Origin of the sequence: Pseudomonas sp. KK4 (assembly GCF_001984065.1) — a bacterium.
Lineage (GTDB): Bacteria > Pseudomonadota > Gammaproteobacteria > Pseudomonadales > Pseudomonadaceae > Aquipseudomonas.
The window spans coordinates 110,276-133,206 of sequence record NZ_LYVP01000005.1; the positions used below are offsets into that span (position 1 = coordinate 110,276).

A 22,931-nucleotide genomic window follows, 5' to 3' on the forward strand; every position below is an offset into this window, starting at 1 on the left:
CAGGATCTCGCCGTCATGACTGATACCCCGACTTCACCCGATACCACTGCTGAAAAGGACGCACCGCCAGCGGTGGAGCTGCCCTGGGCGGACGTCCACGTCGAGCACCACAAGATGCTCCGCCTGGCGCCCTTGCAGACCGATCGCAACACGGGCGGGCGGCCCCTGCGCTTCGTCGAATTCGGCTACGCCGAACGCAACGACAAAAAACACAGCCTCATGCGCATGAGCATTACCTTGCCCGGCCAGCGGGTGCGCAAGGAGCAGAACCATCTGGACGTGTGGGTCGACCACAGCGAAAAACGCGTGCACTTCGGCCCCGACAGCGGCCTGCAGATCGAACCGCTGAACCGCGGCATCGGCCGCTTCATGGCGGCGCAAGGCATCAACTGGGTGAAGAAACGCTGGCCCGGCTACACCGTCGACGGCACCGATCTGAACAACAAGGACGCCCTGAGCGAAGACACGCGCCTGCGCCGCGATCATTTCCTGCGGGTGCACGGTTTCGACGTGGCGTACGCCGATGCCCAGCATTTGAAGGGCAGCGTCAAGGAAGTACAGGTCAGCGACCTGCTGGGTGACTGGAACACCGAAAAAGTGCAGGTGGTGGAAATTCTCGAGGCGGCGCAGATGCTGCAGCAGGCCGAGCAGAACCTGGCCGAGCAGGAAGTCAAACTTAAGAAACACGAAGAGAAAGTCAGCAAGTACAAACGCGAAGACGCCGGGCTGCGGTTCACCATTACCTGTCTGGTGGCGTTTGCGGTGTTTCAGGCGGGGCTGTTGATCTGGATTGCGACGCATCGATGAAGCTTTGAGACCGAGGTGCGACCTTCGCGGGCAAGCCTCGCTCCTACAGGGTTGTGTCGTATGCACATACGATACCTATAGGGGCGAGACTTGCCCGCGAAGGCGTCCCGAAGTCAGACCCGGGACGCAAACAACGCCTGGTGATCGCGGCACTGCTCGGCCGTCAGCATGAACACGCCATGCCCGCCGCGCTCGAACTCCAGCCAGGCGAAATCGACTTCCGGGTACAGCGCTTCGACATGCACCTGGCTGTTGCCCACCTCGACAATCAGCAAGCCCTTCTCGGTCAGGTGATCCGCCGCTTCGGCAAGCATGCGGCGCACCAGGTTCAAACCGTCGTCGCCACAGGCCAGGCCCAATTCCGGCTCATGCTGGTATTCGTCCGGCATGTCGGCGAAATCTTCGGCGTCAACGTAGGGCGGGTTCGACACGATCAGGTCGAAACGCTGCCCTGGCAAGCCGTCGAACCCATCGCCCTGCACCGTGTAGACCCGCTCGTCGACACCATGGCGCTCGATGTTCTGGTTGGCCACTTCCAGCGCCTCGAACGACAGATCCGCCAGCACCACTTCGGCATCCTGGAACTCATAGGCGCAGGCGATACCGATGCAACCCGAGCCAGTGCACAGGTCAAGAATCCGCGCTGGCTCGGCCCCCAGCCATGGCGCGAAGCGGTTCTCGATCAGCTCGCCAATCGGCGAGCGCGGGATAAGCACGCGCTCGTCGACGATGAACGACATGCCGCAGAACCAGGCTTCGTTCAACAGATAAGCCGTCGGCACGCGCTCTTCGATGCGGCGCTTGAGCAATAGCTGCAGGTGCACCACTTCGTCTTCTTCCAGATTACAGTCCAGGTAGCTGTCAGCGATTTCCCACGGCAAGTGCAAAGCGCCCAACACCAATTGCCGGGCTTCGTCCCAGGCGTTGTCGGTGCCATGGCCGAAAAACAGATCCTCCCCATGGAAGCGGCTGACGGCCCAACGGATGTGGTCACGCAGGGTGCGAAGGCGGGAAGTGATCACGACGGCAAACTCCAGAAAATACGACGGGCGATTCTATCAGCCAAATGTCGCCACGACGACGCGGGAAAAACACCGGTGCAGATGTAGGACTATTCTCTTTTTGCAGCTGGGCATTGAACAAAACGGGCCACTTGACAACGCTGCACGCCAGTAACGACGGCGCCTACGATGGTAGCGATTCACAGAAGCGCTCAGCCAGAGGACAATGTCGCAAAAGCCCCACTCCAAGGAGCCCCAGAATGTCCGTTCCACAAACGATGTTTCAACTCAGCGGCCGCGGCTATGCAGCAGCCAAACTGAGTCATGCGACCCTGATCATCATCGATGCCCAGAAAGAATACCTCAGCGGCCCCCTGGCCCTGAGTGGCATGGATGCGGCGGTTGCGAACATCAAGCAATTGGTGACGGCTGCCCGCGCGGCCGGCCGCCCCATTGTGCATGTCAGCCATCTCGGCACCGTCGGCGGCCTGTTCGACCCTCGCGGCGAGCGCGGGCAGTTCATCCCGGGGCTGGAGCCGCTGGCCGGCGAAATCAAGATCGAAAAAATCCTGCCGAGTGCCTTCCACGGTACCGATCTGAAAAAACGCCTCGAAGAACTGGGGTCGGTGGACCTGGTGGTGTGCGGCTTCATGAGCCATTCCAGTGTCAGCACCACGGTGCGCGCGGCGAAAAACCTGGGTTTCCGCTGCACCCTGGTCGAGGATGCCTGCGCCACCCGTGATCTGCCTTACAAGGGCGGTGTGCTGAGCGCCGCGCATGTGCATCAGACCGAAATGGCGATCATGGCCGACAACTTTGCCGCCGTGGCCCAGACCAACGACCTGGTCTGATCGTCGCTCAATGAGCGGCCTGTATCGCCGCTCATCCGCAAAAGCCTCTCATTAGCCGTAATTGTCTTAGCCTCAGGAACATCCCGGTCAACTCCCGGTCGAAGGGCCGATACCCATTGAGGAAGGTCGGAATGAAGTTATCCGATGGTTTTGACGCTCGTCGCTTGCGGCCCAAGGGGCAACGCAACTGGCGTTTTCGAATCGGCGCGGCGTTCGCCGCGTTGCTGGCAACCGCTGGCGTGCTGCTGGCCATGGCCGGTGTCGCCAGCCTGCTGGGCCACGCACCAGCCCTGGGCGAACTGAACACCAACCGTGCCGGTGCAGCAGTGATCCTGGGCATCGGCCTGGTGGTGCTGTACCTCGGCGTATGGCTGTGGCGCCGCTGCCGTCGCCGCTCGCGCCAGTCGCGAGAGCTGAACATGTCCCCGCACCTGATGAAAAAACACGACTGAGCCGAACGCTGCGCGTTTTGTCGCGCGCCCATTCGCTGCAAGTTGGGTAAACTGGCCGCCCTTCGCGGAGGCTGACATGCAAGACGACGATTTTTCCCTGTTCAAAAGCGCGATCCAAGGCGTCAAGCCGATCAAGCATGATCGCGCCGAAACCGGCAAACCCAAGGCTGACCGCGCACAGATCGCCAAGCTGCGCCAGGCCGCCACCGTGCGCACCGATGCCACCACCGTCGACGGGTTGTCCGATCAGTTCGTGATCGACGTCGGCCCGGAAGACGAGCTGATGTGGGCCCGTGACGGCGTGCAGGAAAGCCAGATGCGCAAGCTCAAGGTCGGCCAGATCCCGTTCGAGGGCAGCCTGGACCTGCACGGCATGACCGTGGAAAAGGCCCGGGAGACCCTGTGGGCCTTCCTGGCAGAAGCGACCAAATTCGAAATCCGCTGCGTGCGCGTCACCCACGGCAAGGCGGTGCGTCTGGACGGCAAGCGGCCGATGATCAAAAGCCACGTCAACACCTGGCTGCGCCAGCACCCGCAAGTGCTCGGCTTCACCTCCTGCCAGGCGAAACATGGCGGTGCCGGCGCGGTGTATGTGATGCTCAAACGCACCATGATGGAAGGTCGCGACGAGTAAAGCCGATGCTTCACGCTTGCAGCGCCGTGTCCGCCACCGTACCCTTGTTCTTTGCGTAAAATCCCACAGGTAGTTTCATGTCCCTGGAACAGAATTACACCGCGATCCTCGGCCAATTGGGCGAGGACGTCTCCCGCGAAGGCCTGCTCGACACGCCAAAACGTGCCGCCAAAGCCATGCAGTACCTCTGCCGCGGTTATGAGCAGACGCTCGAAGAAGTCACCAACGGTGCCTTGTTCAGCTCCGACAACAGCGAAATGGTGCTGGTCAAGGACATCGAGCTCTACTCGTTGTGCGAACACCACCTGCTGCCATTCATCGGCAAGGCCCACGTGGCCTACATCCCGAGCGGCAAGGTCTTGGGCCTGTCGAAAGTGGCGCGGATCGTCGATATGTACGCCCGCCGCCTGCAGATCCAGGAAAACCTCAGCCGCCAGATCGCCGACGCGGTCCAGCAGGTCACCGGCGCCCTGGGCGTCGCGGTGGTGATCGAGGCCAAGCACATGTGCATGATGATGCGCGGTGTGGAAAAGCAGAATTCGTCGATGATCACCTCGGTGATGCTCGGTGAGTTCCGCGAGAACGCGGCGACCCGCAGCGAATTTCTCAGCCTGATCAAGTAATTTGCGACACAAGGAAAACCGGCATTCATCGCCGGTTTTTTTTCGCCCGTGAAAAATCAGGTAAGCTGCGCGCCTTTCTCAATTGCCCCGTGAGGCTTACTACGTGTTCGTCAAAGCGCTTCGTGTCGGCCTCGGCCAACTGATCATCTTCATCGACTTCCTCACTCGCCCTGGCAAGAAGCAGCGCCCCGCCGCCGCCCAGGCCCAGGTCGAAGCCGCCGCCAAAGGCCTGACCCTGTATCAGTTCCACGCCTGCCCGTTCTGCGTGAAGACCCGCCGCACCCTGCGCCGCCTGAATGTGCCGGTTGCGCTGCGTGATGCGAAGAACAACGAACAGGATCGCCAGACCCTGCTGGAGCAAGGTGGCAAGGTCAAAGTGCCGTGCCTGCGTATCGAAGAAGATGGCAAGACCACCTGGATGTACGAGTCCAAGGTGATCATTGATTACCTGGATAAGCGGTTTGCGGCGGCCTGAGGGATTTGCTGCGCACTGATTGGCGCCTTCGCGAGCAAGCCCGCTCCCACAGGGTATTGATTGTGTGAACAGAATGTGGGAGCGGGCTTGCTCGCGAAGAGGTCAGCACAAACACCGCAAATTCAGACGAAAATAAACCGGCTCATTGGCCGGTTTATTCATTTCTACCGCTACCTCAAGCCGCTTGTGCCGCCTGCGCCTGCCGCACCACCGTCGCCAATCGCCCAAGCCCCTCATCCAGCCGCGCCGGGTCGATGTGACTGAAGTTCAGCCGCAGGTGGCCGTGATGTTTATCCGGCTCAGGGAAGAACGGCTCGCCCGGCATGAACGCCACATCGTTGGCCAATGCGGCATTGAGCAAGGTCCGAGTGTCCAGCGGCTGCTTCAACGTCAGCCAGAAAAACAACCCGCCCTGGGGTATGTTCCAGTCCGCCAGATCGGCAAAATGGGTTTCCAGCGCCGCCTGGAACGCATCGCGGCGCTGACGGTAGAAGCCGCGCAATTCACTCAAGTGCTGCTGATAGTGCTCACTGCCGATCCATTGCAACGCCTGCCACTGGCCGACGCGATTGGTGTGCAGGTCCGCCGATTGCTTGAGCTTGAGCAGGTGCGGAAACAGGTCAGGACTGGCAATCAGGTAGCCCACGCGCAGGCCTGGCAGCAGGGTTTTCGACACGGTGCCGGTGTAGATCCAACTGGACTTTTTCAGGCGACCGGCAATCGGTTTGGCGCTGCCACCGTCGAAGGTCAGTTCTCGATAAGGCTCGTCTTCGATCAAGGTCACGCCAAATTCATCGAGCAACGCAGCGACCGCCGCGCGCTTGGCCTCGCTGTAGCGCACGGCCGAGGGGTTCTGAAAGGTCGGGATCAGGTAGATGAACGCCGGACGGTGGTGTTCCAGGCGCGCCCGCAGCTGCGCCAGGTCGGGGCCATCGGCCTGCAGCGGCACGGTGAGGCAATCGGCGCCGAACAGCTGGAAAATCTGCAGCGCTGCCAGGTAGGTCGGCGCTTCGAGGAGGATCTGGGTGCCTTGGTCGATGTAGAGCTTGGCCGCCAGATCAAGCGTTTGCTGGGACCCGCTGACCACCAGCACCTGACTCGCCTCGCAAGCCAACCCCAACGCTCGTGCCTCGGCGGCCAGGGCCTCACGCAATGCCGGCTCGCCTTCGCTCATGCCGTACTGGCCCATCGCGACTGGCATATCCGCCCACTCCACCTTGGGCAGCATGGCCTCGGCCGGCAGCCCCCCGGCAAACGACATCACTTGCGGGCGCTGGGCGGCGGCGAGGATTTCTCGGATCAGAGAACTTTTGAGGCGCGACACACGTTCGGAAAAAGCCATGGGATCACCGCTAGCGAGGCCTGAGGAAAATAAGTCAAACTGGTTGACCGAAATTACGACAACCCGAACGGATACGTCAACATGCTTGACCTTAAAAACCCGATGTCCCAGCAAGCGGCCATGGAAGCGTTTTTCTTCGGCTACCAGGCCTTCACCGCCAAGGCCGACGAAATGCTCGAGCGCAAAGGCTTGAGCCGGGTGCATCAGCGCATCGTGTTTTTCATCGCCCGCTATCCGAACCTCAGCGTCAAGGAGCTGCTGGAATTGCTCGGCGTCAGCAAGCAAGCGCTGAACATGCCGCTGCGGCAATTGGTGGAAATGCACCTGGTGGACAGTGTTGCCTCGCAGACGGACAAGCGTAAGCGGCTGTTGGAATTGACCTCGGACGGGGCGCGCTTCGAGCAGGCGCTGCGCCGCGAGCAGGTGAAATTGCTGGAGCGGGTGTTTGCCGAGGCCGGGGAAGCGGCGGTGGATGGGTGGTTGGCGGTGAATCTGGCGTTGGGGAAAAGCCAGTTGTCGTCAGACTAGGTTTCAATCTGTTGGATGTGTGCAAGGTGTAACGCCGCTTTCGCGGGCAAGCCCGCTCCCACACTCAACCGCGTTCTCCCATGGGATTGCGGTCGAATGTGGGAGCGGGCTTGCTCGCGAAGGGGCCCGACCTGACGACATATATCCCTATTGCCAAAACTTTCGTCTACAAACTCAAAAACATTATTTGCTTTCTTTGTATACAAAAGCATAATCCACTTCGTGCGAGTTTCTGACCAACAAGTCAACAAATCGCAAGCACCTCAAAGGGCCGCTGCCACCTCTCTCGGGTCCGGCCCTGGAAATAAAAATAAAACTCTTGAGGAGTACTCGCTGTGGAAAGCCGCAAATCCGAAGCATCGACGCTGGATCTCTCGCCGCCTTTACGCAATGGCTGGCTGGAGCGCATCTTCAAACTCAGCTTGCATGGCACCACGGTGAAGACCGAGTTGATTGCCGGTCTGACAACCTTCATCACGATGGCCTACATCATCTTCGTCAACCCCAACATCATGGCTGACGCCGGGATCGATCACGGCGCGGCATTCGTCGCCACCTGCATCGCCGCCGCCCTTGGTTGCCTGTTGATGGGCCTGTACGCCAACTGGCCGGTGGGCCTGGCGCCGGGCATGGGCCTGAACGCGTTCTTTACCTATACCGTGGTCGGCACCATGGGCTACAACTGGGAAACCGCCCTGGGTGCGGTGTTCGTCTCCGGCGTGCTGTTCATGTTCCTGACCTTTTCGCGCATCCGTGAATGGCTGCTCAACAGCATTCCGGTCAGCCTGCGTTTCGCCATGGGCGCCGGCGTCGGTTTGTTCCTTGGGCTGATCGGCTTGAAAACCGCAGGTATCGTCGTCGATAGCCCGGCGACCTTGATCAAGCTCGGCTCCCTGCGCGAACCTGGCCCACTGCTTGCCGCCCTGTGCTTCCTGATGATCGCCATCCTCAGCTATCACCGAGTGTTCGGCGCGATCCTCATCAGCATCATCACCGTGACCCTGGCCGGTTGGGGCCTGGGCCTGGTGCATTACGAAGGGATCATGTCGGCGCCGCCGAGCCTGGCTCCGACCTGGATGGCCATGAACGTCGCCGGCGTGTTCAACGTCAGCATGATCAGCGTGGTGCTGGCGTTCCTCTTCGTGCACATGTTCGACACCGCCGGCACCCTGATGGGCGTGGCCCAGCGTGCCAACCTGGTAGGCGCCGACGGGCGCATCGAAAACCTCTCCCGCGCCATGAAAGCCGACAGTGCTTCCAGCGTGTTCGGGGCCGTGGTCGGTGTACCGCCGGTGACCAGCTATGTGGAAAGTGCCGCTGGCGTAGCAGCGGGTGGTCGGACTGGTCTTACCGCCGTGACCGTAGGTGTGCTATTTATTGCTGCCATGTTCTTCGCGCCGCTGGCCGGGATGATCCCTGCCTACGCCACCGCCGGTGCGCTGATTTACGTAGCGATGCTGATGATGGGCGGCATGGCCCACATCGAGTGGGACGAAGCCACCGACAGCATTCCGGCGATCGTCACCGCGATCATGATGCCGCTGACCTTCTCGGTCGCCGACGGTATCGCGCTGGGCTTCATCACCTATGTGGCGCTGAAGGCCGGCACCGGCAAGTACAAGGAAATATCCGTGAGCCTGTGGGTGCTCTGCGCGATTTTCATCGCCAAGTTCATCTTCTTGTAAGCGGTACAGGATTGAAAACAGCCTCACCCCGTCGGGTGGGGCTTTTGTGCAAATGGAGGAAAGTGATGAGTCTGGAAACCTGGCTGTTGTTCAGCGGCGCTGCGCTGGTGGTGATCCTGATCCCGGGGCCGCTGTCTTTGCTGATGATCAGCAACAGTCTGAACTACGGTTTGCGCCGCTCCTACCCGGCGTTTCTCGGCGGCGTGATGGCCTCGATCTGCCTGTTGAGTGCGTCGGCACTGGGCCTGGGCGCACTGCTGCTGGCGTCGCAACAGCTGTTCAGCGCATTGAAAATCGTCGGCGGGCTGTACCTGTTCTACCTCGCCTGGCAGAGCTGGCAGCAATCGCGCCAGCCGTCCCACGGGGCTGAAGTCCAGCTGGCTGCGCCGGTGCCACGCTTTCGCGCCTTGTTCGGTCGCGCCTTCATGCTCGGCGCCAGCAACCCGAAAGACATTCTGTTCTTCGCCGCTTTCCTGCCGCAGTTCCTCAGTGCCGAACAACCGTTCCTGGCGCAGTTACTGGTGATGATTGCCACCTGGACCGTGCTGGACCTGCTGTGCAAAGTGGCCTACGGCCTGGGTGCCCACGGCGCCGCACGGTACCTGCGCACCGGCAAGGGCCAGAGCTGGTTCAACCGGATCAGTGCCGGGTTGTTTGGTGGTGCGGGTGCGGCGTCTCTGTTGAGCCGATAACAGCAACATCAGAAGATCGAAGCCTTGGGCAGCGCCTGCAGGGAAAACGATTCCAAAGGTAGGCCTGCCGCAGGCTGCGATCTTTTTTACATCCCGGGAAACATCTCCCCCTACATAGTTATTGCGCTTGCCCCATCACGCTTGCCTACAGTTCGGGCCACCGTTTTGTCCCCCCGAACAAGGAAGCTCCCATGGCCGATCATTTCACTGCCACCGACGACAACGTAAAAATCTCTGATTTCGACCCACCCTCCCTGGCCACGCTCGACAAGGAGCTTGCCGATTTCATTCGCAGCAACGGCGCCAGCGCCCCCGTAGGCCAGCCCCCTCGATCGGCAAAAAAACGCGAACGCGTGCTTCGGGCCATGGACCACCATTACGGCCCCCTCACCTTCGGCCATTTCACCGTCAGCCGCATCGAACTGCAGCTGATGAATGCCACCGTTCACGGCGCGCCGCTGGACATTGGCAACACCAACTTTCGCCACACCCCCCAAGCCTTCATTGACGGTTTGCGGCTCGACCCTGCCGATGTCGAACAGCGAATCCGAGCCAGCGGCGATGTGGGCGACTACACCGTAGCGACGCTGTTGTTCGAGGTTGCCACACACCGCTCGGTGACCGCCCCGCCGCTGTTCAGCCAAGCGCAAGGCACGCATACGCACAAGCTCGACCGACTGCTGCAAGCGGCGCAGAAACTGGATATTCGCGATACCCGCCTGCCCGAGAACGTCCCCGGCTGGGTCAACAAACAGAAAAGCAACGTGGTCAACAGCATGGGCGTGGGGCTGCAGGCGTTCGGCATCTACAGCGGCCTGACAGGCATTTCGGACGCGATCAAGCACGGCGATCGCACCGAAGCGGCAGTCAGTGCCGGTGCGGTGGTGACGGAGGTCGGGTCGCTAATCATCGAGCGCGGCCTGGTGAAAACCGCCCAGGAACTGATTGAAAACAGCGCCCGAATCTATCAGGGCTTCTCCCGGACGCATTTCGGACTCTACCTGTCCAGGTCCGCAGGACTGATCGCCGGCGTACTGACCCTGCCCTTCGACATCTACTTCGCGATCAAGGCCTTGAACGACGCGTCCCAGACCACGGGCAAACAGGCGCTGGACCACTACGTCGCCGCCGGCCTGAACCTGACCAGCGCCGCCCTGACCCTGATTCTCGGCACCGCCGCACTGGCCGGCTTCGCTCACGCAGGGCCGGTGGGAATCGCTGCGGCCGCCATCCTGATCACCGGCTCGCAGATCTACAGCGCCGTGCGCCGGGTGGACGACATCGACGACTACATCGAACTGAGCATCGATGAACGCCTGGTCACGGGCTTCCTGGCGTTCATCAACCAGGACCCGCCACAGCGCATCCATGACCGCTACACCCTCGCCGTCGCCGTCGACCAGCACTCGAAGATGCTCGCCAACCAAGCACGCAAGTGGCTGGACGGGCAGATGAAGGACAGCATCGAAGCCATCGTCAACGGCAAGTTCGGGGTCAGCCTCCAAGCTTCACAAGTGTTCTGGTTCGAGCGCGATGCCCAGGGCCGCGAATCCACACCGTCCAAAGAAATCAAACTGCCTTCGGTGCAGGATGGGGACGACAGCATCGATGCCCGCCACGGCGTACCTTCGGATCTGTCCGGGGTGGTGAAAGGCACGGAGGGTGAGGAGAAAGCAACGCTATGGCTATTGGGCGGCGGCAACGACAAAGTCATCGGCATCGAAAACAAACCCAATCTTTTCAGTTATGGCCCAGGCAGCAAGCACCTGACGGGCGGTGCAAAGGACGACCAGTTTCTGTTCGAGGGCGCCATACAGGCACTCAAGGAGCCTGCGCCCGGGCAGGTGCAGAATCATCTTCTGGGCCAGGAGGGCAACGACACCCTGGTGTTTCAGGGCCGCCTCGACAGCCGCACCTCGACCACTCACAAGGGGTTCGAGATCGATCTGGAAAACTGCAGCATCGGTCTGCTCAGCCATGACGACACGGCGCCCTCCTCGGCCCACACCACCCTGCAAAGCGTCGAAAACGTCGAGACCCTGGCCGGCGCGAGCAGCCTCGTGAAAGGGTCGGCCAGTGCCAACCGCATCGTTTCCCGCGGCCACGACCGCATCGACGCTGGCGCCGGCGACGACACGATCTATTTGATGGGTGGCTACGGCCACGCGGCGGGCGGTGCCGGCAATGATCAATATTTCGTCGCCCACAAAAGTGGCACCGTCACCATCACCGAAGACCCGCAGCAAGACAGCGTGATCATCATGGACTGGCCGTTCGAGCGTATTCAGACATGGTCGATCGAAGGCAACGCTCTGGTGATCGCTTCACTCTGTGGCGAAGACGGAGATTGGCCGGAGCAACGGTTGATCATCAAGGACGTCTACAGGACCGTGGCAGACAAACGCCTGTTCCAGGAACAGAAACTGCGCTTTCTGACCCAGGACGGTTTTCAGCTGACCCCTGACTTTCCCGCCGAATTGACCGGCGCCGATAACCCCGACATCGAAGTCTTGATACTGGCCAAGGGCACTCGCCCGGCACCGCTGATCATCAATGCTCCCGAGCATGAAATAGGTTCGACCAAGCCTTCGCATTACTTCATCGATCGCCATATTCGGCAGACCTGTTTCAACATTACAAAAAAAGATGACAAAGCGCTCAATACCCTTCACATCGACTGCGACAGCAACGAAATCATTAAAGCCCAAGCCACTTACACAGTGGAAGTTGAACAGCGCCATGGCAATCACTATTTAACGTACAGCCACTTCGGTCTAAAACTATACTTCAACAACGCCGTCATTGAATTCGCCAACCTAGTCACAAGCTTATCCAACACTTACACCAATATTCGGGACACATCATTGTTCACCAAGGGACTGGCGTTGAATCAGGCGTTCAATCTTACCCTGCGCGACGGGGTGTCCTATCGGATCAAACTGCCTTCGCCGAACTATTTCGATGACCTGAGAACCCCGGGCGTCAAACAATTCGATGGCCTGTTGATGCTGGAAAAACGTGCGGGCCATTATCTGTTACTCAGCCCTGAAGACAGCCAGCCCATTGTGCTGCAACCCCATGCGCAGCGTGTCGAATTCCCCGCCCGCCTGCAGAACACCGTGACATCGCTGGAAGGCAAGGGCTCGACCTACCATGTGTATTTCCATGCAGACACGACCCTGCGAATCTCCACGCCGGGCGCCGCCGCCCGGACTTCCAATGCATCGACCTGGAGCTTTCACTCCAGGTATCTGGACCCGGCCAATATCCAGTTGCTGGGGAACACCTTGCTGATCGGGCGCACGATCGTTCACCTGCCTGAATACGAGAACGAAGACATACCCGTCGAGCAGATTCATGTCACTACTGCATCCGGTGCCACTTATGTCGTTGACTTGTTATTTGGGCAAATCTATCCACACACGGCGCGTGACACTTATCAGTACACTGCTTAATTAAGAATCCAGCCGCGATACATAGTTACCGCTCGCCCCACTTGAAACCAATAAATATTAAAGCGCGCCCTGAAAAAGATTTCCGGGCGCACTTGATCATCTATTTGCAGTCGCACCTGACGCTGGAGCAACCCTATGAAGCCGCCAAAAAAAGTACCCAGGCCCAATACGCCGGATACCGATCTACCGAACAGACACCCCGATGACGGAACAGTACCCCGTCGCGAGTCGCCCGACAGTGGCCAGCCGGGACGCCATCCCGATACGCCCACCGCCGGTGGTCCATCAGGAAGCCATCGCCCCGTGGGTGACGCGGACAACCTTCCCCGTGAACCTCAGGTTGAAGTGGCAGATCTGCCGCCAGTCGAACAACCTGGAACGAGCGTCACTGGCGCTACATCCGACATCAGCTTTCTATCGGCCTTCCTGGTCAGGGATTTGCCCGCCCCCCTCGCCGATGGCCTGCGCTACGGCAAACGGCAGACGATCTATGCGGAAATTGAAAACGAAGGCATCACCCTGGTCCGACGCGGCGACGACGGCCAGTATCGCGCCACTTCACTCAATGAACTGAACGCTTCGGGCCCGGTCCTGGAACGAGTCGGCGCCACGGATTTCTGGCGCAGGAAAGGTGCGGATGAACAACCTGGGCCGAGCCACCGCCCACGCCCGGATGACGACGCGGGTCAACCATCCGGTGAAGCCGCCCTGGCCAATGACCTGCTCGCGGACAACCTCTTCCCTCTGGATTTGTCGCCCGCGCTGTGGCGCAACTGGGGCACTTCGACCAAACCGCTGACCGGGGAGTCCGTGGAAATCAAAGGGCTGCATTACCGGGTGGTGCCCAATGGCTCGCCGCAGACCTATCGCATTGCCTATCTGGAGCACCCGCGGTTCTCGCCTTCGCGCTATGAAGCTTTCGAACAGATGCTGCTTATCGAACCAGCGCTGCAACCACGCTGGACGGTCAAAAGGAACGACCAGTGGGTTGTGTTGGAACACCGGCTTCCATTCGAAAAGCCCCTGAGAGCCTACGTCGCCGACACCTTCAGGGATTTGACGCAAACCTCATTGACCACGGTGGCTAGAAACATCTTCAACCGGGCCAATCATTCCGAGGTGATCGACAGCCGCGGTCTTGCCGTCTTGAAGCAGACTTTTCGCCACTGGGCCGACGCACGCAGTGCCCGCACCACTCAACAGGAACTCGCCGACCCGTTGCTCATGCTGCCGATCGTCCCCCGGGCAATCAACAATACGTGGATGGCGGTGACGCCTGCCGAGCCTTCTGGCGCGTTGCGGCGACTGGATTTTGACCCCCAGCGTTTCCAGGGACTGTGGAATCACTATGCTGGCGACCCTTCCAATTTCAACCTCAAACAGCTGGTGGGCACGGTGTTGGTGCGCAACGGCTACGACGTTTTTCCATTGGCGAACGAGCACCAGGGGCCGACGCTGGTGTTTACCCGCGCCAACCATGACTACGTGTTTTTCCTGAAGCTCGGTCGTGTCAACGGCGAGAACATCCGGCAGATCGTCCATCCCGGTGCCGAACTGGCCGACCCGCACCTGGCGGCACGTATCGGCGAGGCGGCACAAACCCGACTGCGCGCCGCCTACGACCAGGACAAGGTCGTCTGGCTGCTGGGCGGAACCCAGAAGACGGCGTCGGGAATCGAGTCCGTTTTCATCATCAGGGAAGGTTGAACCTGGCCCGCTTCTCGCCGGCTCCGTCGGCGAGAACTGCCTGAGCGCCCCGGCGCTCGGGTCTTCCCACGACATCGAAGGAGCACGATTTTCCATGAGACCCAAGCCACCCAGCCGTCCCAAAGCCCCCGGGTTGCCCAACGAAAACGCCCCCGGCAGACGCGACACGGGCCCGGACTCGGTACCCGGGCGCCCCATCACCCCGCACGGCCATCAGCCCGACCCGCCACCCCGGCAGCCATTGCCCGGTCACACGCAAACAACCGATGCCCAGGCGCCGGTGGTGGAAATCTTCAACCTTCCCGCCGAGATGCACATCAGCCGAGTCATCACCGACCATCCCATCAGCAACTACTACCTGCCTCCCGCGATGGTGGATCGGCTGCCCGCCCCCGACCCGCAGACCGGCGTGCGTTCCATCGTCTCCGGGCGCCAGTATGTCGACCTTGCCGACGGCGGGACGGTGTTGCTCGGTAACGACTGGCAAGGGCAGTTGCGCGCCAGGCAGCCGTCGGAACTCACGCCCTCCGGCCCGCGACTCGAGCGCGTGGAAGGCACGCTGACCTGGCGCGTGGCTCAACCCCTTTCCGAACCCTGGAAAAACTGGGGAATCGGCCCGCAACAGGCTTCAATCGAGGTCATCACCGCCGAAGGTGTGCATTACCAGACACTGCCGCGTCGCGGTGCACCGGAGCATCCGATTGCCTACATCAAGAACCCTGCACACCCGGGCTACGATTTTGATCTGCTCGAGGCCGTCCTGCGCCATCACCCCGAACAGCAACCCCGTGGCGCCATACAGGTGCCGCCGGCGCATCATTGGCAAATCGATCCGACGCTGCCTTTCGACAAAACCCTGACCGAGTATGTCGGGACGTATTTTGCCGATCTTTCGCAAGTCGCCCAGCAGAACGTCGCCAGGCAACAGTTTGCCCTCGCCAACGGCTCCGACACTGCAAACGGCGCCGGGCTGACGACCCTGCGGCAGGTGTTCAATGACTGGAAGACTTTGAATGCCACGCCCCGGCCGGAGCTGGCCGATCCACTGCTCATGCTGCCGGTCATGCCTACGGTTGCGGGCAACGGTACTTCGCGAATACTGGAATTGCCCGCTCCCGACGACCAGGCATCGCTCCAGCGACTGACCTTCGACCCGCAAAAGTTTCGCCAGGATTGGAGCTACTTCAGTACCACCCAATACCCCGGTGACATCAAGCGTTTCATGGAAGGCCTGCTCACGCGCAACGGCTACACGGTGTTCGAGCCGACCCCCGCCCAGGCCTACCCGGCACTGGTGTTCCGTCGCACCGGGCACGATTTCGTGTTCTACATGACCCTGCATCGCATACATGGCAAACGCATCCACATCCCCTCCAGCAGCGACCGCGGATTCGCCCCCGAGCGACTGCCACAACTCATCGGCCTGCCCGCCCTGCGCGCGGTGCAAAACGCCGAAGCGGCCAACACATTGATCTGGTTGAAAGGCGGGAGCCACATTTCAGCGGATTACCCGAGTTCGGTGTTTATCGTGCGATCGGATGACCCAAGGCACTGACCCGGACAATCGACCCCCTCGATCGACGCACGAAAAAAAGCCCGCAGTGTGAGCGGGCGAAAGACCAAAGAAGCTATATGCGCAGTCGCTTCCCGGGTGAGGCAGCTGCTTGGGGGATCAGCTGCCGCGGTATGTCGAATAGCTGTACGGCGAAATCAGCAACGGCACATGGTAATGGTCCTGTTCTGCCGAGATGCCAAAGCGCAGCACCACCACGTCCAGGAAGGCCGGCTCCGGCAACTGGACGCCACGGGCGCGGTAGTAATCGCCGGCGTGAAACTGAACCTGATAGACCCCGGTGCGGTAGTCATCGCCTTGCAGCAGCGGTGCATCGACACGGCCATCGCTGTTGGTGATCGCGCTGGCGACCAATTCCAGCTGCGAGCCTTCAACGCGGTACAACTCGACCTTGATCGAGCTGCCCGGGCAACCGTGTGCTGCGTCCAAAACGTGTGTAGTCAAACGTCCCATTGATTCTGCGCGCCTGCCCGCATCAAGCAGTCAGACCTCGCGCCTCCCGAAGTCAGTTGAAAAGGAGACCGCACCGTTTCGGAGCACGAAAAGCTGCGGCGAGCGATTGATTAAGACACTTTTCAAAAAAATTGTACACAATAAAAACGACATTTTTACCGCCATCGGCGCCATCCACTGATTTCCCGCGGATCAACAGCTCAAGCGCACGATCACTGAACCGCGAAACCATTAGCTGACCCATCAGGCAGATTTCTTGCAGGCTGATCCCGATAGCACGCAAAGATGACCGTTAGGGAAAAATGCAAAAAATCAGGCTTACAAAGTGAATATAAAGTTGTATACAATCAGCCCATCGCTGTGACGCCAGCCTGCCCTCCAACCTCAGGCGCGCCACACAATCTGCTACCACGAATAAGAAGGAAGACTGCAGTGAGCGCTGACTACCCACGCGACCTGACCGGTTACGGCAGTAACCCTCCTCACCCCCACTGGCCGGGCAATGCGCGCATCGCCCTGTCCTTCGTGCTCAATTATGAAGAAGGCGGCGAGCGCAACATCCTGCACGGCGACAAGGAATCCGAAGCCTTCCTCTCGGAAATGGTCTCGGCCCAGCCGCTGCAAGGCGCGCGCAACATGAGCATGGAATCGCTGTACGAGTATGGCAGCCGCGCAGGCGTCTGGCGGATTCTCAAACTGTTCAAGGAATTCGACATTCCGCTGACCATCTTCGCCGTGGCCATGGCCGCCCAGCGCCACCCGGACGTGATCCGCGCCATGGTCGATGCCGGCCACGAGATCTGCAGCCACGGCTACCGCTGGATCGACTATCAGTACATGGACGAAGCCCAGGAACGCGAGCACATGCTCGAAGCGATCCGCATCCTCACCGAAATCACCGGCGAACGTCCGCTGGGCTGGTACACCGGCCGCACCGGCCCGAACACCCGTCGCCTGGTGATGGAAGAAGGCGGTTTCCTCTATGACAGCGACACCTACAACGATGACCTGCCCTACTGGGAACCGAACAACCCGACCGGCAAGGCGCACCTGGTGATCCCGTACACCCTGGACACCAACGACATGCGTTTCACCCAGGTCCAGGGTTTCAACAAGGGCGACGACTTCTTCGAATACCTCAAGGATGCGTTCGACGTGCTTTACGCCGAAGGCGCCGAAGCGCCGAAGATGCTGTCGATCGGCCTGCACTGCCGCCTGATCGGCCGCCCGGCGCGTCTGGCCTCGCTCAAGCGCTTTATCGAATACGCTAAAAGTCATGAACAGGTGTGGTTCAGCCGTCGCGTCGACATCGCACGCCACTGGCAGCAAACCCACCCGTACCAAGGGGCCGCAAAATGAGCGCCTTTCAAACCGTCAAACCGTCGAGCCTGAGCCGTGACGCTTTTGTCGCCGCTTTCGCCGATATCTACGAGCATTCGCCATGGGTGGCCGAAAAGGCCTTCGACCTGGGCCAGGACGCTTCGATCGACCAGATCGAAACCCTGCACCAGCGCATGAGCGACATCCTGTTGAGCGCCGATCATGCCAGTCAATTGGCCCTGATCAACGCTCACCCGGACCTGGCCGGTAAAGCTGCCGTCCAGGGCCAATTGACCGAAGCCAGCACCCATGAACAGGCTGGCGCCGGTATTCACCAATGCACGGCCGAAGAGTTCCAGCGCTTCACCGAGCTGAACGACGCCTATAAAGCCAAGTTCAAGTTTCCCTTCATCATGGCGGTAAAAGGCAGCAACCGGCATCAGATCCTCGCGGCGTTCGAAACGCGCATTCACAACTCGGCGGATACCGAATTCAAATGCGCGCTGGCAGAGATCAACAAGATTGCCCTGTTCCGTTTACTGACCCTATAGCGAGCCTGGCCCGAGTACCCTCAAACGCAAACCGTACCCTGGGCCCTGCAAGCATCCCAAGCCAACTTATTAAAGGCAGACAAGAAGAATGAAAGCTTACGCCGTACCTTTCGAGAAGTTCGTCAACCTGGCCGACGCCCGCCTGGGCACCAAAATCATCTCGGTCACCGATGACTGGTTCGCAGACGCCAACCGTCTGTTCCAACCGACCCCGGCCGTGTGGAAGGAGGGCGTGTTCGATGACAACGGCAAGTGGATGGACGGCTGGGAGTCGCGCCGCAAGCGCTTCGAAGGCTACGACAGCGCGGTGATCCGCCTGGGCGTCGCAGGCTCGATCAAAGGCGTGGACATCGACACTTCATTCTTCACCGGCAACTTCCCACCGTCGGCCTCCCTGGAAGCCTGCTTCCTGGCTGAAGGCGAGCCGAACGAAAACACCCAGTGGACTGAAGTGCTGTCGGCCGTCGAGCTGCAGGGCAACAGCCATCACTACCACGAAATCAACAATGACCAGGCGTTCAGTCACCTGCGCTTCAACATCTACCCCGATGGCGGCGTGGCCCGTCTGCGTGTGTACGGTGTGCCGCACCGTGACTGGTCGGCCGTTGGCGACAACGAACAGGTCGACCTGGCTGCCGCCCTCAACGGTGGCCGCGCCCTGGCCTGCTCCGACGAACACTTCGGCCGCATGAGCAACATCCTCAACCCGGGCCGCGGCATCAACATGGGCGACGGCTGGGAAACCGCCCGTCGTCGCACGCCGGGCAATGACTGGGTGATCGTCGCCCTGGGCCATGCCGGTGAAGTCGAGAAAGTCATCGTCGACACCCTGCACTTCAAAGGCAACTACCCGGACAGCTGCTCGATCCAGGGCGCGTTCGTCAAAGGGGGTACCGACAGCCAGATCGAAACCCAGTCGCTGTTCTGGCGCGAACTGCTGCCGAGCCAGAAGCTGGAAATGCACGCCGAACACACCTTCGCCGAGCAGATCAAAGCCCTGGGCCCGATCACCCACATCCGCCTCAACGTGTTCCCGGATGGTGGTGTGAGCCGCCTGCGCGTATTGGGCAAGGTCGCTAAATAAGGGTTGAACCTGTGGCGAGGGAGCTTGCTCCCGCTGGGCTGGGAAGCGGCCCCAAAAAAGAAGGGACTGCTGCGCAGTCCAGCGGGAGCAAGCTCCCTCGCCACAAAAGCAGAACCAACAACATAGAATTCAAGGTAAGAAGACCAGCATGCGCACACTGACGATTGAACCGCTGACCAAAGAAGCCTTCGCCCCTTTCGGTGACGTGATCGAAACCGACGGCAGCGATCACTTCATGATCAACAACGGTTCGACCATGCGCTTTCACAAATTGGCGACGGTGCAGACCGCCACGCCAGAGGACAACGCGATCATCAGCATTTTCCGCGCCGACGCGCAGGACATGCCGCTGACCGTCAGCATGCTGGAGCGTCATCCGCTGGGCAGCCAGGCTTTCATTCCGCTGCTCGGCAACCCCTTTCTGATCGTGGTCGCGCCACTTGGCGATGTACCTGTATCAGGCTTGGTCCGCGCCTTCGTCACCAACGGCAGGCAGGGCATCAATTACCATCGCGGCGTCTGGCACCACCCGGTGCTGACGATCGAAAAGCGGGATGACTTCCTGGTGGTTGATCGCAGTGGCACAGGCAATAACTGCGATGAGCATTTTTTCAAAGAGGATGAGCGTTTGATCCTCGCCCCCCACCAATAAGAGAAGGTCTGATCACTCGACAACAGAGTGACAGGCGAGAGGTAAAGACTGTGGAAGCACATCTGTTGGAATGGCTGAACCTGAGCGTGCGCTGGGTTCATATGATTACCGGTGTGGCCTGGATCGGCGCGTCGTTCTACTTCGTCTGGCTGGAAAACAACCTCAATCGGGTCAACCCCAAGAGCGGTCTGGCCGGTGACCTGTGGGCGATCCACGGCGGCGGTATCTACCACCTGGAAAAATACAAACTGGCCCCACCGACCATGCCGGACAACCTGCACTGGTTCAAATGGGAAGCCTACTTCACCTGGATGTCGGGGATCGCGCTGCTGTGCGTGGTGTTCTACTCCAACCCGACGCTCTACCTGCTGGCTCCGGGCAGCACCCTGAGCGGGCCTGAAGGCGTGGCCATCGGTATCGGCTCGCTGTTCATCGGCTGGTTCGTCTACTCCTTCCTTTGCGACTCGGCCCTGGGCAAACGCCCTGCCCTGCTCGGCTTCATCCTGTTCGTGCTGATCATCGGCGCGGCCTATGGCTTCAGCAAAGTGTTCAGCGGTCGTGGTGCGTACCTGCACGTCGGCGCGATCATCGGCACCATCATGGTCGGCAACGTGTTCCGCATCATCATGCCGGCACAGCGCGCCCTGGTGGCGGCGATCGCCGAGAACCGCACGCCCGATCCGGCATTGCCGGCCAAAGGCCTGCTGCGTTCGCGTCACAACAACTACTTCACCCTGCCGGTGCTGTTCATCATGATCAGCAACCACTTCCCGAGCACCTACGGCAGTCAGTACAACTGGCTGATCCTGGCCGGGATCGCGGTGCTGGCGGTGTTGGTGCGTCACTACTTCAACACCCGTCACGACAGCCACAAGTTTGCCTGGACCCTGCCGGTGGCAGCCGTCGGCATGATCAGCCTGGCCTACGTCACCGGCCCTGCGCCGATGTCGACTGCACCTGAGGTCGCCAAGGCACCGGCGAAGATCGAATACCAACCGCTGCCGGAAACCGCAGTGGGTGGTGGTTTGAAACCCGCCGAAGCCAAACCTGCCGAAGCGCCAGCCGCACCGGCCCAGGCTTCCAACGCCGGCCCTGGTTTCGACAAGGTGCACAGCGTGATCCAGGAACGCTGCGCGGTGTGCCACTCGGCCAAACCCACCAGCCCGCTGTTCAGCGCGGCCCCGGCCGGCGTGATGTTCGACACCCCCGAGCAGATCCGCCAGAACGCTGCGCGGATCCAGGCCCAGGCCGTCGCCAGCCAGATCATGCCATTGGGCAACATCACCCAGATGACCCAGCAGGAACGTGACCTGATCGGTGCCTGGATTGTGCAAGGTGCACAGACCAACTAAGCAGCAATAGCTTCGCGGGCAAACCCGCTGCCACAGGTGCAACGCAAAACCCTGTGGGAGCGGGCTTGCTCGCGAAGGGGTCATTACATTCAACCTCACCGTTGACTGACCCGACGCTTTCGCGAGCAAGCCCGCTGCCACAGGTTTGCCTGATGCACAAAATCACAAGAATAAAAAAGATCCGAGGTGTTGCATGTCCGAGCTCTCCAAAGCGCGCATCCCCGACGCACCCGCCATTCAGCGTTTGCCCCTCCTGCAACTGATCCTGGTTGGCCTGCAACACGTTCTGCTGATGTACGGCGGAGCCATCGCGGTGCCGCTGATCATCGGACAGGCCGCTGGCCTGAATCGTGAAGAAATCGCCTTCCTGATCAACGCCGACCTGCTGGTCGCCGGCATCGCCACCATCGTGCAGTCCCTCGGCATCGGCCCCATGGGCATCCGCATGCCGGTGATGATGGGCGCCAGTTTCGCCGCCGTCGGCAGCATGGTGGCCATGGCGGGCATGCCCGGCATTGGCCTGCAAGGGATCTTCGGCGCCACCATCGCCGCCGGGTTCTTCGGCATGCTGATCGCGCCGTTCATGTCCAAAGTCGTGCGTTTCTTCCCACCGCTGGTGACCGGCACTGTCATCACCTCGATCGGTCTGTCGCTGTTCCCGGTGGCCGTGAACTGGGCCGGCGGCGGCGCCCAGGCTGCGCAGTTCGGCTCGCCGATCTACCTGACCATCGCCGCGCTGGTGCTGGGCACCATCCTGCTGGTGCACCGCTTCATGCGCGGTTTCTGGGTCAACATCTCCGTGCTGATCGGCATGTGCCTGGGCTATGTGCTGTGCGGTGTGATCGGCATGGTCGACCTCAGTGGCATGGCCAACGCGCCGTGGCTGCAATTCGTCACCCCGCTGCACTTCGGCATGCCGAAATTCGAGCTCGCGCCGATCCTGTCGATGTGCCTGGTGGTGGTGATCATCTTCGTCGAGTCCACCGGGATGTTCCTGGCGCTGGGCAAGATCACCGGCCAGGAAGTCTGCCCGCGCATGTTGCGGCGTGGCTTGCTGTGCGACGCCGGCGCATCGTTCTTCGCCGGGTTCTTCAACACCTTCACCCACTCCTCCTTCGCGCAGAACATCGGCCTGGTGCAGATGACCGGCGTGCGTTGCCGCTCGGTGACCATCGTCGCTGGCGGCCTGCTGATCGTGTTGAGTCTGTTGCCGAAAGCCGCGTTCTTGGTGGCGTCGATTCCGCCGGCAGTGCTCGGCGGCGCGGCCATTGCGATGTTCGGCATGGTCGCCGCGACCGGCATCAAGATCTTGCAGGAGGCCGACATCGGTGACCGTCGCAACCAGCTGCTGGTGGCGGTGAGCATCGGCATGGGCCTGATCCCGGTGGTGCGTCCGGAGTTCTTCGCCCACCTGCCCCTGTGGATGAGCCCGATCACCCACAGCGGCATTGCCATGGCCACTCTCAGCGCCCTGTCGCTGAACCTGCTGTTCAACATCCTTGGCGGGCGCGAACGCGCCGCGATCAACGACTGCCACGCCCACCAACATTGACTGAATAGGCACTGACCCCTGTAGGAGCGAGCTTGCTCGCGATGAACGCAAGAACACCGCGTTTATCCAGCTAACACGCGTAATCGTTAGCGACCATCGCGAGCAAGCTCGCTCCTACAGGGGCAAGGGCTGCCTGCGCCTC

21 protein-coding genes are annotated in these 22,931 nt (G+C 60.7%); 18 read left to right on the forward strand and 3 right to left on the reverse strand.

The genetic code is table 11. The features are described 5' to 3' along the window. Positions 1-15 precede the first annotated feature (15 nt). Positions 16-807, forward strand: coding sequence for a hypothetical protein (locus tag B0W55_RS03615; RefSeq protein WP_077044656.1), 792 nt, complete (start codon positions 16-18; stop codon positions 805-807). Between the two features lie 113 nt (positions 808-920). On the opposite strand, the gene prmB is transcribed toward B0W55_RS03615, so the two are convergent. Further along, entirely contained in the window at positions 921-1,829 is a 909-nt protein-coding gene (prmB, locus tag B0W55_RS03620) for a 50S ribosomal protein L3 N(5)-glutamine methyltransferase (RefSeq protein WP_077044657.1), read from the reverse strand. 239 nt (positions 1,830-2,068) lie between these two features. Here prmB and B0W55_RS03625 point away from each other — a divergent pair, with 239 nt between their 5' ends. The 5 genes from B0W55_RS03625 to B0W55_RS03645 all read left to right on the forward strand — a co-directional run bounded on the left by B0W55_RS03625 (position 2,069) and on the right by B0W55_RS03645 (position 4,843). Then, positions 2,069-2,659 (forward strand): cysteine hydrolase family protein, encoded by a 591-nt coding sequence (locus B0W55_RS03625; RefSeq protein WP_077044658.1) that lies wholly within the window; start codon positions 2,069-2,071, stop codon positions 2,657-2,659. 131 nt (positions 2,660-2,790) lie between these two features. Beyond that, entirely contained in the window at positions 2,791-3,111 is a 321-nt protein-coding gene (locus B0W55_RS03630) for a hypothetical protein (protein ID WP_077044659.1), read from the forward strand. A gap of 76 nt (positions 3,112-3,187) precedes the next feature. Continuing rightward, positions 3,188-3,745, forward strand: a complete 558-nt coding sequence (locus B0W55_RS03635) for a Smr/MutS family protein (protein ID WP_025214971.1) — start codon at positions 3,188-3,190, stop codon at positions 3,743-3,745. A 77-nt stretch (positions 3,746-3,822) separates the two neighbouring features. Continuing rightward, positions 3,823-4,368: a GTP cyclohydrolase I FolE gene (folE, locus tag B0W55_RS03640; protein ID WP_003204506.1), complete on the forward strand. Its 546-nt coding sequence runs from the start codon at positions 3,823-3,825 to the stop codon at positions 4,366-4,368. Between the two features lie 103 nt (positions 4,369-4,471). Further along, the gene (locus B0W55_RS03645) at positions 4,472-4,843 is read left to right on the forward strand and encodes a glutathione S-transferase N-terminal domain-containing protein (RefSeq protein ID WP_077044660.1); all 372 of its coding nucleotides are present in this window, start codon (positions 4,472-4,474) and stop codon (positions 4,841-4,843) included. 175 nt (positions 4,844-5,018) lie between these two features. On the opposite strand, the gene B0W55_RS03650 is transcribed toward B0W55_RS03645, so the two are convergent. After that, a complete protein-coding gene (locus tag B0W55_RS03650; RefSeq protein WP_077044661.1) occupies positions 5,019-6,185 on the reverse strand; it encodes a PLP-dependent aminotransferase family protein in 1,167 nt (388 codons plus the stop codon). An 81-nt stretch (positions 6,186-6,266) separates the two neighbouring features. On the opposite strand from B0W55_RS03650, the gene B0W55_RS03655 reads away from it, so the two are divergent. The 6 genes from B0W55_RS03655 to B0W55_RS03680 all read left to right on the forward strand — a co-directional run bounded on the left by B0W55_RS03655 (position 6,267) and on the right by B0W55_RS03680 (position 15,807). Beyond that, a complete protein-coding gene (locus tag B0W55_RS03655; protein ID WP_077044662.1) occupies positions 6,267-6,713 on the forward strand; it encodes a MarR family winged helix-turn-helix transcriptional regulator in 447 nt (148 codons plus the stop codon). 335 nt (positions 6,714-7,048) lie between these two features. Next, entirely contained in the window at positions 7,049-8,398 is a 1,350-nt protein-coding gene (locus tag B0W55_RS03660; protein ID WP_077044663.1) for an NCS2 family permease, read from the forward strand. A 65-nt stretch (positions 8,399-8,463) separates the two neighbouring features. Continuing rightward, positions 8,464-9,090: a LysE family translocator gene (locus tag B0W55_RS03665; protein ID WP_077044664.1), complete on the forward strand. Its 627-nt coding sequence runs from the start codon at positions 8,464-8,466 to the stop codon at positions 9,088-9,090. Positions 9,091-9,281: 191 nt separating this feature from the next. Then, positions 9,282-12,545 carry a hypothetical protein gene (locus B0W55_RS03670; RefSeq protein WP_077044665.1) on the forward strand — a complete coding sequence of 1,088 codons (3,264 nt, stop codon included), beginning with the start codon at positions 9,282-9,284 and terminating at the stop codon, positions 12,543-12,545. A 135-nt stretch (positions 12,546-12,680) separates the two neighbouring features. After that, positions 12,681-14,252: a hypothetical protein gene (locus B0W55_RS03675; protein ID WP_139340862.1), complete on the forward strand. Its 1,572-nt coding sequence runs from the start codon at positions 12,681-12,683 to the stop codon at positions 14,250-14,252. Between the two features lie 94 nt (positions 14,253-14,346). Then, positions 14,347-15,807 carry a hypothetical protein gene (locus B0W55_RS03680; protein ID WP_139340863.1) on the forward strand — a complete coding sequence of 487 codons (1,461 nt, stop codon included), beginning with the start codon at positions 14,347-14,349 and terminating at the stop codon, positions 15,805-15,807. Between the two features lie 117 nt (positions 15,808-15,924). Here B0W55_RS03680 and uraH read toward each other — a convergent pair whose 3' ends face one another. Continuing rightward, a complete protein-coding gene (uraH, locus tag B0W55_RS03685; RefSeq protein ID WP_008031462.1) occupies positions 15,925-16,278 on the reverse strand; it encodes a hydroxyisourate hydrolase in 354 nt (117 codons plus the stop codon). A 432-nt stretch (positions 16,279-16,710) separates the two neighbouring features. On the opposite strand from uraH, the gene puuE reads away from it, so the two are divergent. The 6 genes from puuE (at position 16,711) to B0W55_RS03720 (ending at position 22,789) form a co-directional block, all read left to right on the forward strand. After that, the gene (gene puuE, locus B0W55_RS03690) at positions 16,711-17,637 is read left to right on the forward strand and encodes an allantoinase PuuE (protein ID WP_077044668.1); all 927 of its coding nucleotides are present in this window, start codon (positions 16,711-16,713) and stop codon (positions 17,635-17,637) included. Beyond that, the gene (gene uraD / locus B0W55_RS03695) at positions 17,634-18,149 is read left to right on the forward strand and encodes a 2-oxo-4-hydroxy-4-carboxy-5-ureidoimidazoline decarboxylase (protein WP_077044669.1); all 516 of its coding nucleotides are present in this window, start codon (positions 17,634-17,636) and stop codon (positions 18,147-18,149) included. The genes puuE and uraD overlap by 4 nt, the downstream gene beginning before the upstream one ends. Before the next feature lie 88 nt (positions 18,150-18,237). Next, complete coding sequence (gene alc, locus B0W55_RS03700; protein ID WP_077044670.1) at positions 18,238-19,233, forward strand: allantoicase; 996 nt, start codon at positions 18,238-18,240, stop codon at positions 19,231-19,233. A 148-nt stretch (positions 19,234-19,381) separates the two neighbouring features. Continuing rightward, on the forward strand, positions 19,382-19,885 hold the full coding sequence (locus B0W55_RS03705) for an ureidoglycolate lyase (protein WP_077044671.1): 504 nt from the start codon (positions 19,382-19,384) through the stop codon (positions 19,883-19,885). Between the two features lie 50 nt (positions 19,886-19,935). Continuing rightward, positions 19,936-21,237: a urate hydroxylase PuuD gene (locus B0W55_RS03710; RefSeq protein WP_077044672.1), complete on the forward strand. Its 1,302-nt coding sequence runs from the start codon at positions 19,936-19,938 to the stop codon at positions 21,235-21,237. A 193-nt stretch (positions 21,238-21,430) separates the two neighbouring features. Continuing rightward, entirely contained in the window at positions 21,431-22,789 is a 1,359-nt protein-coding gene (locus B0W55_RS03720) for a nucleobase:cation symporter-2 family protein (protein ID WP_077044674.1), read from the forward strand. Positions 22,790-22,931: the final 142 nt, after the last annotated feature.